At 68.8% G+C, this 14,788-nt stretch carries 14 protein-coding genes and 1 tRNA gene; 12 read left to right on the top strand and 3 right to left on the bottom strand.

From position 1 onward, the window contains the following. Nucleotides 1-105: 105 nt before the first annotated feature. From ACIA8F_RS06830 to ACIA8F_RS06870, 9 genes are all read left to right on the top strand, one after another. A complete protein-coding gene (locus tag ACIA8F_RS06830; protein ID WP_399377168.1) occupies nucleotides 106-2,376 on the top strand; it encodes an FdhF/YdeP family oxidoreductase in 2,271 nt (756 codons plus the stop codon). A 54-nt stretch (nucleotides 2,377-2,430) separates the two neighbouring features. Further along, nucleotides 2,431-2,910 (top strand): PaaI family thioesterase, encoded by a 480-nt coding sequence (locus ACIA8F_RS06835; protein ID WP_383948353.1) that lies wholly within the window; start codon nucleotides 2,431-2,433, stop codon nucleotides 2,908-2,910. Nucleotides 2,911-2,949: 39 nt separating this feature from the next. After that, complete coding sequence (locus ACIA8F_RS06840) at nucleotides 2,950-3,375, top strand: hypothetical protein (protein WP_399377169.1); 426 nt, start codon at nucleotides 2,950-2,952, stop codon at nucleotides 3,373-3,375. Next, nucleotides 3,372-4,049: a Tat pathway signal sequence domain protein gene (locus tag ACIA8F_RS06845; protein WP_399377170.1), complete on the top strand. Its 678-nt coding sequence runs from the start codon at nucleotides 3,372-3,374 to the stop codon at nucleotides 4,047-4,049. The genes ACIA8F_RS06840 and ACIA8F_RS06845 overlap by 4 nt, the downstream gene beginning before the upstream one ends. 300 nt (nucleotides 4,050-4,349) lie before the next feature. Further along, nucleotides 4,350-5,576, top strand: a complete 1,227-nt coding sequence (locus ACIA8F_RS06850) for a branched-chain amino acid ABC transporter substrate-binding protein (RefSeq protein WP_399377171.1) — start codon at nucleotides 4,350-4,352, stop codon at nucleotides 5,574-5,576. A 143-nt stretch (nucleotides 5,577-5,719) separates the two neighbouring features. Beyond that, nucleotides 5,720-6,649 (top strand): branched-chain amino acid ABC transporter permease, encoded by a 930-nt coding sequence (locus ACIA8F_RS06855; RefSeq protein WP_383948364.1) that lies wholly within the window; start codon nucleotides 5,720-5,722, stop codon nucleotides 6,647-6,649. 5 nt (nucleotides 6,650-6,654) lie between these two features. After that, the gene (locus tag ACIA8F_RS06860; RefSeq protein WP_399377172.1) at nucleotides 6,655-8,478 is read left to right on the top strand and encodes a branched-chain amino acid ABC transporter permease; all 1,824 of its coding nucleotides are present in this window, start codon (nucleotides 6,655-6,657) and stop codon (nucleotides 8,476-8,478) included. Nucleotides 8,479-8,481: 3 nt separating this feature from the next. Next, entirely contained in the window at nucleotides 8,482-9,441 is a 960-nt protein-coding gene (locus tag ACIA8F_RS06865; RefSeq protein WP_399377173.1) for an ABC transporter ATP-binding protein, read from the top strand. After that, nucleotides 9,438-10,154: an ABC transporter ATP-binding protein gene (locus ACIA8F_RS06870; protein WP_383948373.1), complete on the top strand. Its 717-nt coding sequence runs from the start codon at nucleotides 9,438-9,440 to the stop codon at nucleotides 10,152-10,154. Before ACIA8F_RS06865 ends, ACIA8F_RS06870 begins: the two co-directional genes overlap by 4 nt. Nucleotides 10,155-10,233: 79 nt before the next feature. Here the strand turns inward: ACIA8F_RS06870 and ACIA8F_RS06875 are convergent, their stop codons facing one another. After that, on the bottom strand, nucleotides 10,234-10,917 hold the full coding sequence (locus ACIA8F_RS06875) for a response regulator (RefSeq protein ID WP_327307288.1): 684 nt from the start codon (nucleotides 10,915-10,917) through the stop codon (nucleotides 10,234-10,236). 75 nt (nucleotides 10,918-10,992) lie between these two features. Here ACIA8F_RS06875 and ACIA8F_RS06880 point away from each other — a divergent pair. Beyond that, nucleotides 10,993-11,067 (top strand) — tRNA-Leu (locus ACIA8F_RS06880). Nucleotides 11,068-11,176: 109 nt separating this feature from the next. Continuing rightward, on the top strand, nucleotides 11,177-11,926 hold the full coding sequence (locus tag ACIA8F_RS06885) for a transcriptional regulator (RefSeq protein ID WP_399377174.1): 750 nt from the start codon (nucleotides 11,177-11,179) through the stop codon (nucleotides 11,924-11,926). A 19-nt stretch (nucleotides 11,927-11,945) separates the two neighbouring features. On the opposite strand, the gene ACIA8F_RS06890 is transcribed toward ACIA8F_RS06885, so the two are convergent. Continuing rightward, nucleotides 11,946-12,569: a TetR/AcrR family transcriptional regulator gene (locus ACIA8F_RS06890; protein ID WP_399377175.1), complete on the bottom strand. Its 624-nt coding sequence runs from the start codon at nucleotides 12,567-12,569 to the stop codon at nucleotides 11,946-11,948. Nucleotides 12,570-12,654: 85 nt separating this feature from the next. Here ACIA8F_RS06890 and ACIA8F_RS06895 point away from each other — a divergent pair, with 85 nt between their 5' ends. Then, complete coding sequence (locus ACIA8F_RS06895; RefSeq protein WP_399377176.1) at nucleotides 12,655-13,266, top strand: alpha/beta hydrolase; 612 nt, start codon at nucleotides 12,655-12,657, stop codon at nucleotides 13,264-13,266. A 26-nt stretch (nucleotides 13,267-13,292) separates the two neighbouring features. Here ACIA8F_RS06895 and pyk read toward each other — a convergent pair whose 3' ends face one another. Further along, the gene (pyk, locus tag ACIA8F_RS06900) at nucleotides 13,293-14,720 is read right to left on the bottom strand and encodes a pyruvate kinase (RefSeq protein WP_399377177.1); all 1,428 of its coding nucleotides are present in this window, start codon (nucleotides 14,718-14,720) and stop codon (nucleotides 13,293-13,295) included. Nucleotides 14,721-14,788 lie beyond the last annotated feature (68 nt).

The raw sequence follows: 14,788 nt of genomic DNA on the forward strand, positions 1-14,788 counted from the left end.
CGTCGACGCGCTCCCGGGCGCCCTCCCCGCCGCCCGGTCACCGTGCAAGGATCGGAGATGCAGCACTATGTGCTGCATTCGCACGCATGCTCGAAGGGGAGCGCCATGGCCACCAAGCCGCCCGCAGGGGATCCCGTACAGGACGCACCCCAGGTGACGCCCCCCAAGCACGCGGCCGCCGGCCTGCCCGCGATCGGGCACACCCTGAGGATCGCGCAGGAGCAGATGGGCCTGGCCCGTACGGCCCGCACCCTCCTCAAGGTCAACCAGAAGAACGGCTTCGACTGCCCCGGCTGCGCCTGGCCCGAGGGCGACAAGCGGCACGCCGCCGAGTTCTGCGAGAACGGCGCCAAGGCCGTCGCGGAGGAAGCCACCCTGCGCCGGGTCACCCCGGCGTTCTTCGCCGAGCACCCGCTCGCCGACCTCCAGACGCGCTCGGGCTACTGGCTGGGCCAGCAGGGCCGGATCACGCAGCCGATGTACCTGGCGGAAGGCTCCGGCCGGTACGAGGCCGTGAGCTGGGAGCGGGCCTTCGCGATCATCGCCGAGGAGCTGAAGGCCCTCGGCTCCCCCGACGAGGCCCTCTTCTACACCTCGGGCCGCACCAGCAACGAAGCGGCCTTCCTCTTCCAGCTGTTCGTCCGCGAGTTCGGCACCAACAACCTCCCCGACTGCTCGAACATGTGCCACGAGTCCTCGGGCTCCGCACTGAACGAGACCATCGGCATCGGCAAGGGCAGCGTCTCCCTCGAAGACCTCCACCAGGCCGACCTGATCATCGTCGCCGGACAGAACCCGGGCACCAACCACCCCCGCATGCTCTCCGCCCTGGAGAAGGCCAAGTCCGCCGGCGCGAAGATCATCTCGGTGAACCCGCTGCCCGAGGCCGGCATGGAGCGCTTCAAGAACCCGCAGACCCCGCTCGGCATGCTCAAGGGCACCGCCCTCAACGACCTGTTCCTCCAGATCCGCATCGGCGGCGACCAGGCCCTCTTCCGCCTCCTGAACAAACTGGTCATCGAGGCGGGCGACGCCACCGACGAGCAGTTCATCCGCGAACACACCCACGGCTACGAGGAGTTCGCGGCCACCGCCAAGGACACCGACTGGGACGCGACCCTCACCGCCACCGGCCTGACCCGCCCCGACATCGAGCGCGCCCTGGCCATGATCCTGGCCTCGAAGCGCACCATCGTCTGCTGGGCCATGGGCCTGACCCAGCACAAGCACTCCGTCGCCACCATCCGCGAGGTCGTCAACCTGCTGCTGCTGCGCGGCAACATCGGCCGCCCCGGCGCCGGCGTCTGCCCCGTCCGCGGCCACTCCAACGTCCAGGGCGACCGCACCATGGGGATCTTCGAACGCCCCGCGCCCGCCTTCCTCGACGCGCTCGACAAGGAATTCGGCATCACCTCGCCCCGCGAGCACGGCTTCGACGTGGTCCGCTCCATCCAGGCCCTGCGCGACGGCGAGGCCAAGGTGCTCTTCGCCATGGGCGGCAACTTCGTCGGCGCCACCCCCGACACCGAGGTCACCGAGGCCGCGATCCGCCGCGCCTCGCTGACCGTCCACGTCTCCACGAAGCTCAACCGCTCCCACGCGGTCACCGGCCGGCGCGCCCTGATCCTGCCCACCCTCGGCCGCACCGACAAGGACGTCCAGGCTTCCGGCAAGCAGTTCGTGACCGTCGAGGACTCCATGGGCATGGTCCACGCCTCCCGCGGCAACCTCGCCCCGGCCTCCCCGCACCTGCTCTCCGAGCCCGCGATCGTGGCCCGCATGGCCCGCGCCGTCCTCGGCGAGGCCTCCCGGACCCCGTGGGAGGAGTTCGAGCAGGACTACGCGGCCATCCGCGACCGGATCTCCCGCGTCGTCCCCGGCTTCGAGGAATTCAACGCCCGCGCGGCCCGCCCGGGAGGCTTCCAGCTCCCGCACGCCCCGCGCGACGAGCGCCGCTTCCCCACGAAGACCGGCAAGGCGAACTTCACCGCCGCCCCCGTGGAGTACCCGCACCTCCCGCCGGGGCGCCTGCTCCTGCAGACCCTGCGCAGCCACGACCAGTACAACACCACCATCTACGGCCTCGACGACCGCTACCGCGGGATCACCGGCGGCCGCCGCGTGGTCATGGTCAACCCCGAGGACGCCGCCGAGCTCGGTCTCGCCGACGGCTCGTACACCGACCTCGTCGGCGAGTGGCGCGACGGCGTGGAGCGGCGCGCCCCCGGCTTCCGCGTCGTGCACTACCCGACCGCCCGCGGCTGCGCCGCCGCCTACTACCCCGAGACCAACGTGCTCGTGCCCCTCGACTCCACGGCGGACACCAGCAATACCCCGGCGAGCAAGTCCGTCGTCGTGCGCTTCGAGCCGTCCTGATAGAACGCTCCCAGGACAAGATGGTTAACGAACGTTGACGAACGGAGTAGGCCCATGGGCGAGCAGCAGCACGCGGTGAAGTTCCCGCAGGAGGTCCTGGACGAGTACACGGCCCTGGGCATCGACCTGCCCGCGCTGTTCTCGGCGGGCGACCTCGGCAAGCGGATGGACATCCGCATCCTCGAAGCCTCCGCCGAGCGCGTCGTCGCCACCATGCCCGTCGAGGGCAACACCCAGCCCTACGGCCTCCTCCACGGCGGGGCCTCCGCCGTGCTCGCGGAGACCATCGGCTCGGTCGGCGCGATGATGCACGGCGGCATCACCAAGGTCGCCGTCGGCGTCGACCTGAACTGCACCCACCACCGCGGCGCCCGCTCCGGCCTGGTCACCGGCGTCGCCACCCCCGTGCACCGGGGCCGCTCCACCGCCACCTACGAGGTGGTCATCACCGACGAGCAGGACCGCCGGGTCTGCACCGCCCGCCTGACCTGCCTGCTGCGTGACGCGAACCCGCAACAGGACGGCAACAACTAGCCGTTGCCCTCGCCGCGGCGCCCGTCTAGCGTTCCCCGCATGGGATCCGGACCGGCGCCGCGGCGCGCCTTGGCCGCGGCGGCGACGACGGCGCTGCTGGCCGCCGCACCGCTCGGCTGCGCCGGCGGCGGGCCCGCCGCCCCTCCCCCCGGCTCCTCCGCCCCGGCCTCCGCCCCGGCCTCCGCCCCACCGGCGCCCCAGGAGGTCTGCACCCGCCTGATCACCCACTGGGCGGGCGTGATCCTCGACGCGGGCGAGGGCAAGGACGCCGTCCGCCTCGACTACCAGTCCATGGGCCTGTCCGGCGGCCAGAACGACATCCTGCGCGCCGTCCTCGCCGACGCCCGCGCCGAGCGCGACACCAAGGGCCCGGCCGCCGCCCACGAACTCACCGCCCGGGAGGCGGAGCGCCGCTGCGCGGACCGCTACCGGTCGGGCGCCCCGACGGACGGTCCCTGGCAGTGAGCGGCGGCATCGGCCCGGTGGAGCCCGGGGAGGGCACCGAGTCCCTCGACGGCAGCGGGGGCCCGCACGCCGCTCCCCGCCCGCCGCGCACGCCCCTGGCCGTCCGGCGGCTCCGCGAGGCCTACGGGGGCCACCGGCGGGCCTTCCTGACCCTCGGGGCGCTGACCTGCGTGTCCGCCGTCCTGGCCGGCGGCGCCGTGCTGTACGCGGCCCGGCCGCGCCCCGCCCCGTACAGGCCGCCCGCGCCCTCACAGGTGTTCTCCCTCGCCTACGTCGCCCCGGCCGGGCAGGATCCCGCGCCGGGCTCCGCGCAGGACCCCTCCGGCGCGGCCTTCGAGTTCACCGTCCGTGTGCGCGCCTCGGCCGGCCCGGCCGTCACCCTGGAGCGGCTGGGACAGTCCTCGCGGGCGCTGACGAGCGAGGTCCGGCCACCACTTCCGGCCACGCTCGCCCCGGGCGAGGCCCGTGACCTCGTCGTACGGATTCGGGTCACAGACTGCGTGCATGTGGCACGGAATTCCGGACTCCCATTCCTCGAAGTAACCCTAAGTAATGGGTTTGAGAAAGAGGATCACAGCTACATCCCCGGTGACCGATATGCACGGGATCTCTCCACCGCTCTGACCAGGGCCTGTCCCGAAGATCGAGACGCGAGCGCCCCGTCGCCGTCATGACCAAAAGGGCCCAGAGTCCTGGCGCGACAGTACCCAAACCACTCGATGGTCCTCACGCGTCTCACCATGCGGACAAGACGAACCGGCCGGATTTCCCCCTTTCCACCCGCAGACATCCGCTATGTATTACGCCGTGGCATAACAAGAGAGTCACATCATTGGCCTCAGCCCTCCATAACGTCCTAAGACCCGCTTAGAGTCACGGCCAGTCACCGCGACCACCGGATTCCTTTCAGTTCGGTTCCCCGCGTTCGACACGGTGCGTCCCACGGGGGACGCAGTGCCAGGAAAGGACTGATCGTGCGTCAGCGTTCTCTCATTGCCGTGACCGCCGCGCTCGCCGCGGGCGCCCTCACCCTCACCGCCTGCGGATCGCGCGGAGACAAGGCCAACGACGCCGGCAGCGGCGACACCACGGTCGTCATCGGCGTCGACGCCCCGCTGACCGGCGACCTCTCCGCCCTCGGCCTCGGCATCAAGAACTCCGCGGACCTCGCCGCCAAGCAGGCCAACGAGAAGAAGTACGTCAAGGGCATCACCTTCAAGATCGAAGCCCTCGACGACCAGGCGCAGGCCTCCTCCGGCCAGCAGAACGCCACCAAGCTCACCGCCGACAAGGACGTCCTCGGCGTCGTCGGCCCCCTGAACTCCTCCGTCTCGGAGTCCATGCAGAAGGTCTTCGACGACGCCAAGCTCGTCCAGATCTCCCCCGCCAACACCAGCCCCTCCCTCTCCCAGGGACCGAAGTGGGCCACCGGCGAGAAGGTCCGCACCTACAAGAGCTACTTCCGCACCGCCACCACGGACGCCATCCAGGGCCCGTTCGCGGCGCAGTACCTCTTCAACAAGGCCGGCAAGAAGAACGTCTTCATCATCGACGACAAGAAGACGTACGGCGCCGGCCTCGCGGGCACCTTCAAGGGCGAGTTCACCAAGCTCGGCGGCAAGGTCGTCGGCGAAGGCCACATCGACCCCGAGAGCACCGACTTCGGCGCCATCGTCACCCAGGTCAAGAGCTCCGGCGCCGACGTCGTCTACTACGGCGGCGAGTACCCCGCGGCCGGCCCGCTCTCCAAGCAGATCAAGGCCTCCGGCGCCAACATCCCGCTCATCGGCGGTGACGGCATCTACGACAAGAAGTACGTCGAGCTCGCCGGCGCCGGCGCCGCGGGCGACCTCGCCACCTCGGTCGGCGCCCCCGTCGAGAGCCTGCCCTCCGCCAAGGACTTCGTCGCCAACTACACCAAGGCCGGATACAAGGAGCCCTTCTCCGCCTACGGCGGCTACTCCTACGACTCCGCCTGGGCGATCATCGAGGCCGTCAAGGCCACCGTCGACGCCAACGGCGGCAAGCTCCCCGCCGACGCCCGCGCCAAGGTCCTCGCCGCAGTCCAGGGCGTCTCCTTCGACGGCGTGACCGGCAAGGTCTCCTTCGACGAGTTCGGTGACGCCACCAACAAGCAGCTCACCGTCTACAAGGTCGAGGGCACCGAGTGGAAGTCCGTCGAGTCGGGCACCCTCGGCTGACCCTCACCGGTCACCCACCCCACCCGTAGCCGGTAGTCCGCTCGAACGGCCGGCCACGGGAGCACCACCCACCTGCCGCGCGGGGCGCGCACAAAAGCGCCCCGCGCGGAGTCACATCCGTCGAAAGACTCGGAGGACCTGCGGTGCACGAACTGCCGCAACAGCTGGTCAACGGCCTGCTACTGGGATCCATGTACGGGCTCGTCGCCATCGGCTACACGATGGTCTATGGCATCGTCCAGCTCATCAACTTCGCGCATGGCGAGATCTTCATGACCGGCGGATTCGGGGCACTCACCGTCTGGACCATGCTCCCCGGCGGCACCACCATGTGGGTCGCCCTCCCCCTCATGCTCATAGGCGCGATCATCGTCGCCACGCTCATAGCCGTCGGCGCCGAACGATTCGCCTACCGCCCCCTGCGCAGCGCCCCCCGCCTCGCCCCGCTCATCACCGCCATCGGCCTCTCCCTCGCACTCCAGCAGGCCGTATGGGCCTGGTACCCCGGCGCGAAGTCGAAGGTCGTCTTCCCCGAGATCCCCGGCGGCCCCTTCCACCTCGGCAGCATCACCATCCAGACCGGTGACGTCTTCCTCCTGCTCGCCGCCCCCATCTCCATGGCCATCCTCGGCTTCTTCGTCAAGAAGACCCGCACCGGCCGCGGCATGCAGGCCACCTCGCAGGACCCCGACACCGCCAAGCTCATGGGCATCAACACCGACCGCATCATCACGGTCGCGTTCGCCCTCGGCGCCGCCTTCGCCGCAGTCGGAGCCGTCGCCTACGGCCTCAAGTACGGCGAAGTCAACTTCAAGATGGGCTTCCTGCTCGGCCTCAAGGCCTTCACCGCAGCAGTCCTCGGCGGCATCGGCAACATCTACGGCGCCATGATCGGCGGACTCGTCCTCGGCCTCGCCGAGACCCTCACCACCGCCTACGTCGCCGACATCCCCGGCTTCGAACAGCTCGGCGGACAGACCTGGGGCAACACCTGGGCGTTCGTCCTCCTCATCCTCGTCCTCCTCTTCAGGCCACAAGGCCTGCTGGGCGAGCGCGTCGCGGACAGGGCGTGATGACCATGACGACCACCACCACGGACACCACGACCATGAACGCAGAGCCCACCAAGGCCAAGGGGTTCATCCCCCTCCCGGAGAAGACCGGCCGCGCCCTCGCCACCGCGGGCGGCGCCCTCACCGTCGCCTCCTGCTTCCTCCCCTGGACCTGGACCACCGCCTTCCCCGGCGACCTCACCGTCGTCGGATACCCCGGCGGACTCCAGTGGCTCGTCCTGGTCGGCGGCCTCCTCACCACCCTCTTCGGCCTCTCCTCCTACGGGATCAAGGGCCTGGCCTGGCTCACCCCCGCGGGCGCCGACGCCGCCATCAAGCTCTCGGCCCTCGCCGCGTTCGCCACCACCTGGTACACGGTCCTCTCGATCATCAGCCTCAACGGCGTGATCGTCGACCTCGAACCCGGTGCCGGAGTCGCCGCCCTCGTCACCCTCCTCGCCCTCGCCGGCGCCCTCGCGCTCCCCTTCGAACGCCCCGCCCTCGAAGGACCCGACCCCGACGACAGCAGCTGGGAACAGTTCAAGCACAACGCGCGCAACAAGGCCACCAGCGCCAAGGCCGCCTTCACCTCCGGCCCGGCCAAGCCCGCCCGCGCGCTCCCCGCCTGGACCGAGATCCTGATCATCGCCGCCGTCCTCGCCGTCGGCCTCGGCGTCTTCACGTACGGCATCACCACCCCGTACCAGGAACTCTTCATCGGCTTCCTGATCACCGCCGCCTTCGGCTTCGCCGCCTTCAACAAGGCCGGCCTCATGGCGCGCATCACCACCCTCACCACCCGCCACCGCAACGTCGCCCTCGTCGGCGCCTTCGCAGCAGCGGCCGCCTTCCCCTTCACCCAGTCCGACGACCAGTACGCGACCCTCGGCGTCAACATCCTCATCTTCGCCACCGTCGCACTCGGCCTGAACATCGTCGTCGGCCTCACCGGCCTCCTCGACCTCGGCTACGTCGCCTTCCTCGGCGTCGGCGCCTACACCGCGGCCCTGGTCTCCGGCTCCCCCAACTCCCCCTTCGGAGTGCAGCTCCCCTTCTGGGCCGCCATCCTCATCGGCGCCGCCGCCTCCATGGTCTTCGGCGTCCTCATCGGCGCACCCACCCTGCGCCTGCGCGGCGACTACCTCGCCATCGTGACGCTCGGCTTCGGTGAGATCTTCCGCATCTCCATGAACAACCTCGACGGCGTCTCCGGCCCCGACATCACCAACGGGCCCAACGGCATCGCCAACATCCCCAACGTCGACCTCTTCGGATTCGACTTCGGCGCCGCCCACACCGTCGCCGGCTTCACCATCGGACGCTTCGCCAACTACTTCTTCCTGATGCTCCTGATCACCCTCATCGTGGTCATGGTCTTCCGGCGAAGCTCCGAATCCCGCATCGGCCGCGCCTGGGTCGCCATCCGCGAAGACGAGACCGCCGCCGAAGCCATGGGCATCAACGGCTTCCGCGTCAAGCTCATCGCCTTCGCCCTCGGCGCCACCCTCGCCGGACTCGCAGGCGCCGTACAGGCCCACGTGAACTACACCGTCACCCCGGACCAGTACGTCTTCGCCAACGCCGTACCCCCGAACTCCGCCTTCCTGCTCGCCGCAGTCGTCCTCGGCGGCATGGGAACCATCTCCGGCCCCCTCGTCGGCGGATCGCTCCTCTTCCTGCTCCCCAACAAGCTCCAGTTCCTGGGCGAGTACCAGCTCCTCGCCTTCGGCGTCGCCCTCATCATCCTGATGCGCCTGCGCCCCGAAGGTCTCATCCCCAACAAGCGCAACCAGCTCGAACTCCACAAGGACATGGAAGCGCCCACGGTCCTCGGCAAGGCAGGGGTCTGACCCATGACGACCACCACCACCGAAACCCCCGCCACCACGGCGGAGACCGTCCTCGACGCACGAGGCGTCACGATGCGCTTCGGCGGCCTCACCGCCGTCAAGAACGTCGACCTCACCGTGCGCAGCGGCGAAATCGTCGGCCTCATCGGCCCCAACGGCGCCGGCAAGACCACCTTCTTCAACTGCCTCACCGGCCTCTACATCCCCACCGAGGGAGAAGTCCGGTACAAGGGCACGGTCCTGCCCCCCAAGTCGTACAAGGTCACCGCGGCCGGCATCGCCCGCACCTTCCAGAACATCCGTCTCTTCAACAACATGACGGTCCTGGAAAACGTCCTCGTCGGCCGCCACACCCGCACCAAGGTCGGCCTCTGGTCCTCCCTCCTGCGCCTCCCCAACTTCAGCCGGGAAGAAGCAGCGAGCCGCAAGCGGGCCATGGAACTCCTCGAGTTCATCGGCCTCGCCGACAAGGCCGAACACCTCGCCCGCAACCTCCCCTACGGCGACCAGCGCAAGCTCGAAATCGCCCGCGCGCTGGCCAGCGACCCCGGCCTCATCCTCCTGGACGAGCCCACCGCCGGCATGAACCCGCAGGAGACCCGGACCACCGAAGAACTCATCTTCGCCATCCGGGACCAGGGCATCGCCGTCCTCGTCATCGAGCACGACATGCGCTTCATCTTCAACCTCTGCGACCGCGTCGCCTGCCTCGTCCAGGGCGAAAAGCTCATCGAAGGCACCGCCGCCGAAGTCCAGGGCGACGAGCGCGTCATCGCCGCCTACCTCGGCGAACCCTTCGAAGGCGCCCCCGGCGCCGAAGAACTCGCCGAAGTCGAAGCAGCCGAAGCACACAGCGAAGCCGTACACGCCGAGACGACGGGCGACGAGGCAGCGGACGGGACAGCGGACGAGGCGACGGACGGCACGACCAGCGCGACCAGCACGGACGGAGAAGACCGGTGACCGCACTCCTCGAGGTCGAGGACCTCCGCGTCGCCTACGGCAAGATCGAAGCCGTCAAGGGCATCACCTTCAGCGTCGACGCCGGCCAGATCGTCACCCTCATCGGCACCAACGGCGCCGGCAAGACGACGACCCTGCGCACCCTGTCGGGCCTGATCAAACCGCGCGGCGGCCAGATCAAGTTCCAGGGCAAGTCCCTCAAGAAGATCCCCGCGCACGACATCGTCGCGCTCGGACTCGCCCACTCCCCCGAGGGGCGGCACATCTTCCCGCGCATGACCATCGAGGACAACCTCCTCCTCGGCGCCTTCCTCCGCAAGGACAAGGACGGCATCCAGAAGGACGTCCAGCGCGCCTACGACCTCTTCCCGATCCTGGGAGAGCGCCGCAAGCAGGCCGCCGGCACCCTCTCGGGCGGCGAGCAGCAGATGCTCGCCATGGGCCGCGCGCTCATGTCCCGCCCCAAGCTGCTCATGCTCGACGAGCCCTCCATGGGCCTCTCGCCGATCATGATGCAGAAGATCATGGCGACCATCGCCGAGCTGAAGTCCCAGGGCACGACCATCCTCCTGGTCGAGCAGAACGCCCAGGCGGCGCTCTCCCTGGCCGACCAGGGCCACGTGATGGAGATCGGCAAGGTCGTCCTGTCGGGCCCGGGCCGCGAGCTCCTGGTCAACGAGGACGTCCGCAAGGCGTACCTCGGCGAGGACTGAGCAGTCCCCTCGTGCAACGGGTGAGGCCCGCCTCCGGATCCAGGATCCGGAGGCGGGCCTCACCCGTTCCCGCTCTGCCTCACTCGCCCTTGCCGGCGGCGGCCTTCTTCTCCTCGGCGTCCTCGATGACCGCCTCGGCGACCTGCTGCATGGACATCCGGCGGTCCATGGAGGTCTTCTGGATCCACCGGAAGGCGGCCGGCTCGGAGAGCCCGTACTGCGTCTGCAGGATGCTCTTGGCGCGGTCCACGAGCTTGCGCGTCTCCAGGCGCAGCGAGAGGTCGGCGACCTCCTTCTCCAGCGCGCGGAGCTCGGCGAAGCGGGACACGGCCATCTCGATGGCGGGGACGACATCGCTCTTACTGAAGGGCTTCACGAGGTACGCCATGGCCCCGGCATCCCGCGCCCGCTCGACCAGGTCGCGCTGCGAGAACGCGGTGAGCATCAGCACGGGGGCGATGGACTCCTCCGCGATCTTCTCGGCGGCGGAGATGCCATCCAGTACGGGCATCTTCACATCAAGGATGACCAGGTCGGGACGGTGCTCCCGAGCCAGCTCGACGGCGGTCTGCCCGTCTCCGGCCTCACCGACGACGGCGTAGCCCTCTTCCTCAAGCATCTCCTTGAGGTCGAGACGGATGAGCGCCTCGTCCTCGGCGATGACGACGCGCGTCGTCAGCGGCGGAACGTGCGACTGGTCGGCGTCGGGCGTGGGCGTCGACTCGTGCTCGGCGGTCACGAAGGGCTCCTCTTTGCGGGGCATATCAAGCTCCCCTGAGCCTACCTACCTCCTGTATGGTGGTGTCGCGCAGGGCTCCCCTAAGCCTTCGTTTCTTAGGCCCCAGTACTCCAACCGGTTAGAGAGGCCGCTCTCAAACAGCGGACAGTGTGGGTTCGAATCCCACCTGGGGCACATAACTTCGATTCCATGGTCACGCGAGGCTCGCGTGACCATGGCCCTTTCTGGCGAAGTCTTCCGAAATCCACCACGTGGACGCAGTACATGCAGCAGCGTCGGCCACATGTACGACATAGCAACACGCATCCACACTCTGAGCCTTCTTGACGAAGGCCGCAGCATGAGCTCCGTCAGCAAGGAAACCGGCATCTCCCGAGCTTCAATCCGCTCCTGGCGGATACGGGTGGAACCGCTGCCCCGCCAATTCCAGTCCAGCATCTGTCCACCCATCACGGACCCGGCGTCCTACTCCTACCTACTCGGCCTCTATCTCGGCGACGGCCACATAAGCCAGCCCGCGAGCCACCGCGTGCCGAGCCTGAGGATCACCTGCGACGACAAGTGGCCGGGCCTCATGAACGCCGCGGAAGAGGCGATGCGGCGCGTACTCCCCTTCAACCAGGTGTGCCGGGCGAGAAAGGTCGGCTGCCACGACGTCAAGGTGTACTCGAAGCACCTCACCTGCCTGTTCCCGCAGCACGGCCCGGGCAGGAAACACGAACGCCGCATCGCCCTCGAAGACTGGCAGCAGGCCATCGTCGACGCCCACCCGTGGGAGTTCATCCGCGGGCTGATCCACTCCGACGGGTGCCGGGTCACCAACTGGACCGTCCGCAACGGCAAGCGCTACGAGTACCCCCGGTACTTCTTCACGAACAAGTCCGACGACATCCGGAAGCTCTGCACGGACACCCTCGCCAAGGTAGGCGTCCGGTGGACGATCCTCGCCCGGGGCAGTGACCCCTTCAACGTGTCCATCGCCCGCAAGGAGTCCGTCGCCCTCATGGACGCCCACATCGGGCCGAAGTACTAGGCCGTCGCTCGGGTTGAGGTCAAGGGGACTTGGTGCCTGCCAGGCCGTGCAGGACCGTCGCCACGTGGGCTTCGGCGTCGGCGGGGTCCAGGGGAGTGTGGGCGATGAGGAGGCGGTACCAGAAGGGGCCGAAGACCAGGTCGGTGGCGTGGTCGAGGTCCGTGCCGGCGGGGAGTTCCTCGCGCGTGACCGCCCGGGTCAACAGAGTGGCGACGACCTCGCGGCGGGTGGCGACCCAGGCGCGGAAGGGGTCGGCGGAGGCGGGGTCGAGCTGGGCTTCGGCCATGAGGCCGGTGAGGGCTTTGGCGCGGACGGGGTCGCGGCCGGTGCGGTAGAGGTCGGCGACGAAGGCGGTGAGGTCGCCGGCGAGGGTGCCGGTGTCGGGTTCGGGGACGCTGGCCGCGGTTTCGTGGGCGTAGGCGTCCATGACGAGGGCGGGCTTGGATTTCCACCAGCGGTAGACGGTGCTCTTGGCGACGTTGGCCCGCTTGGCGACGCCTTCGATGGTGAGGGCGCCGTAGCCGTTCTCGACGAGGAGTGCGGCGGTGGCTTCGAGGACGGAGTGGTGGGCGTCTTCGTTGCGGAGGCGGCCGCCGGTGCGGGGCGGGGTGCTCGAAGAGTTGCTCGAAGGAGTGATTGACACGGCTTCACGATAGCCCTAGCGTTTTATCAAAACGCAGCGTCGCGTTTTGATTTACGAGTCGACCGGCAGTGCAGGGGGCGGAGCCATGGGCAAGATCGTGATCGCGCACGAGTACAGGTACGGATACGGGTGCGGGTACGGGATGAGTGCCGGGGAGCACTGGTACACGGCGGCGGGCGAGGAGTTCGCCTCAGAAGGGCACGAGGTGCGGATTCCGAACTTCCCCGAGCCGTTCGCCCCGGAACCGGGCGTGTGGCTCAAGGAGTTGCAGGCCGCGGCGGCGGACGGTGCGCCGGCCGGTGAGACGGTGCTGGTGGGTCACAGTCCGGGTGGGGTGAATGTGCTGCGGCTGCTGCAGGAGCACGACACGGAGGCCGAGGGGGCGTTCGCGGGGGTGGTGTTCGTGGCGTCGATGTCCGGCGAGGTGGGGTACGAGGCGTTGGCGCCGTTCTTCTCGCCGGAGTTCGACTGGCAGCGGATCCGCAGGGCCGCGCGGGAGTTCCGGGTGCTGCACCCGGCGGACGACCCGGAGACCGGGGAGGCGACGGGTGAGCATGTGGTGCGGCTCGTGCGGGAGTTGGGCGCGGAGGCCCGGGTGACCGCGTCGGGCGGGCACTTCCCGAGTGGGGGTGAGTGCCGGTTGGTGTTGCCCGACGCGGTGCGTCTTATACGTGAGGTTATACGTGAGGTGCTGTAAGTCGCTGGTGTCGCCGGTGGGCGGGGTCAGCGGACTGCGTCGCCGATGTGGTGGATGCGGACGAGGTTGGTGGATCCACTGACGCCGGGGGGTGAGCCGGCGGTGATGACGACGACGTCTCCGGGTACGCAGCGGCCGATGCGCAGGAGTTCTTCTTCGACCTGGGCGACCATGGCGTCGGTGGAGTCGACGTGGGGGCCGAGGAAGGTTTCGACGCCCCAGGTGAGGTTGAGCTGGGAGCGGGTGGCGGGGTCGGGGGTGAAGGCGAGGAGGGGGATGGGTGAGCGGTAGCGGGAGAGCCGGCGGACGGTGTCTCCGCTCTGGGTGAAGGCGACGAGGAATTTCGCGCCGAGGAAGTCGCCCATTTCGGCGGCGGCGCGGGCGACTGCTCCGCCTTGGGTGCGGGGCTTGTTGCGGTCGGTGAGGGCGGGGAGGCCCTTGGCGAGGATGTCTTCTTCGGCGGCTTCGACGATGCGGGACATGGTGCGGACGGTCTCGATGGCGTATTTGCCGACGCTGGTTTCGCCGGAGAGCATGACGGCGTCGGTGCCGTCGATGATGGCGTTGGCGACGTCGGAGGCTTCGGCGCGGGTGGGCCGGGAGTTGTCGATCATCGAGTCGAGCATTTGGGTGGCGACGATGACGGGCTTGGCGTTGCGCTTGGCGAGCTTGACGGCTCGCTTCTGGACGATGGGGACCTGTTCCAGGGGCATTTCGACGCCGAGGTCTCCGCGGGCGACCATGATGCCGTCGAAGGCGGCGACGATGTCGTCGATGTTTTCGACTGCCTGGGGCTTTTCGACCTTGGCGATGACGGGGAGGCGTCGGCCTTCTTCGTCCATGATGCGGTGGACGTCTTCGATGTCGCTTCCGCTGCGGACGAAGGAGAGGGCGATGATGTCGGCGCCGATGCGCAGGGCCCAGCGGAGGTCTTCGATGTCTTTTTCGGAGAGGGCGGGTACGGAGACTGCGACGCCGGGGAGGTTGAGTCCCTTGTTGTCGGAGACCATGCCGCCTTCGATGACGCGGGTGTGGACGCGGGGGCCGTCGACGGCGGTGACTTCGAGGGTGACGCGGCCGTCGTCCACGAGGATGCGTTCGCCGGTGGTGACGTCTCCGGCGAGGCCCTTGTAGGTGGTGCCGCAGGTGTGGCGGTCGCCTTCGTGGTCTTCGACGGTGATGGTGAATTCGTCGCCGCGTTCAAGGAGTACGGGGCCTTCGCGGAAGCGGCCCAGGCGGATCTTCGGGCCTTGAAGGTCCGCGAGGATGCCGACGCTGCGGCCGGTTTCGTCGGCAGCCTTGCGGACGCGCTGGTAGCGGTCCTCGTGTTCGGCGTAGGTGCCGTGGCTGAGGTTGAAGCGGGCGATGTCCATTCCGGCTTCGACCAGGGCTTTGATCTGGTCGTATGAGTCGGTGGCGGGGCCCAGGGTACATACGATTTTCGCTCGGCGCATGGAGCGAGCGTATGCCCCTACCAGGGAGTAGGAAATTGGTTCCGGGTGTCCACTCAACAACCTTTGAG

Origin of the sequence: Streptomyces sp. NPDC051563 (assembly GCF_044454225.1) — a bacterium.
GTDB lineage: Bacteria > Actinomycetota > Actinomycetes > Streptomycetales > Streptomycetaceae > Streptomyces.

Excerpts from the sequence above, each read along its gene's own strand:
- ACIA8F_RS06830 (WP_399377168.1), top strand. The coding sequence starts at position 106 with ATGGCCACCAAGCCGCCCGCAGGGGATCCCGTACAGGACGCACCCCAG.
- ACIA8F_RS06835 (WP_383948353.1), top strand. The coding sequence starts at position 2,431 with ATGGGCGAGCAGCAGCACGCGGTGAAGTTCCCGCAGGAGGTCCTGGAC.
- ACIA8F_RS06840 (WP_399377169.1), top strand. The coding sequence starts at position 2,950 with ATGGGATCCGGACCGGCGCCGCGGCGCGCCTTGGCCGCGGCGGCGACG.
- ACIA8F_RS06860 (WP_399377172.1), top strand. The coding sequence starts at position 6,655 with ATGACGACCACCACCACGGACACCACGACCATGAACGCAGAGCCCACC.
- ACIA8F_RS06865 (WP_399377173.1), top strand. The coding sequence starts at position 8,482 with ATGACGACCACCACCACCGAAACCCCCGCCACCACGGCGGAGACCGTC.
- ACIA8F_RS06875 (WP_327307288.1), bottom strand. The coding sequence starts at position 10,917 with ATGCCCCGCAAAGAGGAGCCCTTCGTGACCGCCGAGCACGAGTCGACG.
- ACIA8F_RS06885 (WP_399377174.1), top strand. The coding sequence starts at position 11,177 with ATGTACGACATAGCAACACGCATCCACACTCTGAGCCTTCTTGACGAA.
- ACIA8F_RS06895 (WP_399377176.1), top strand. The coding sequence starts at position 12,655 with ATGGGCAAGATCGTGATCGCGCACGAGTACAGGTACGGATACGGGTGC.
- pyk (WP_399377177.1), bottom strand. The coding sequence starts at position 14,720 with ATGCGCCGAGCGAAAATCGTATGTACCCTGGGCCCCGCCACCGACTCA.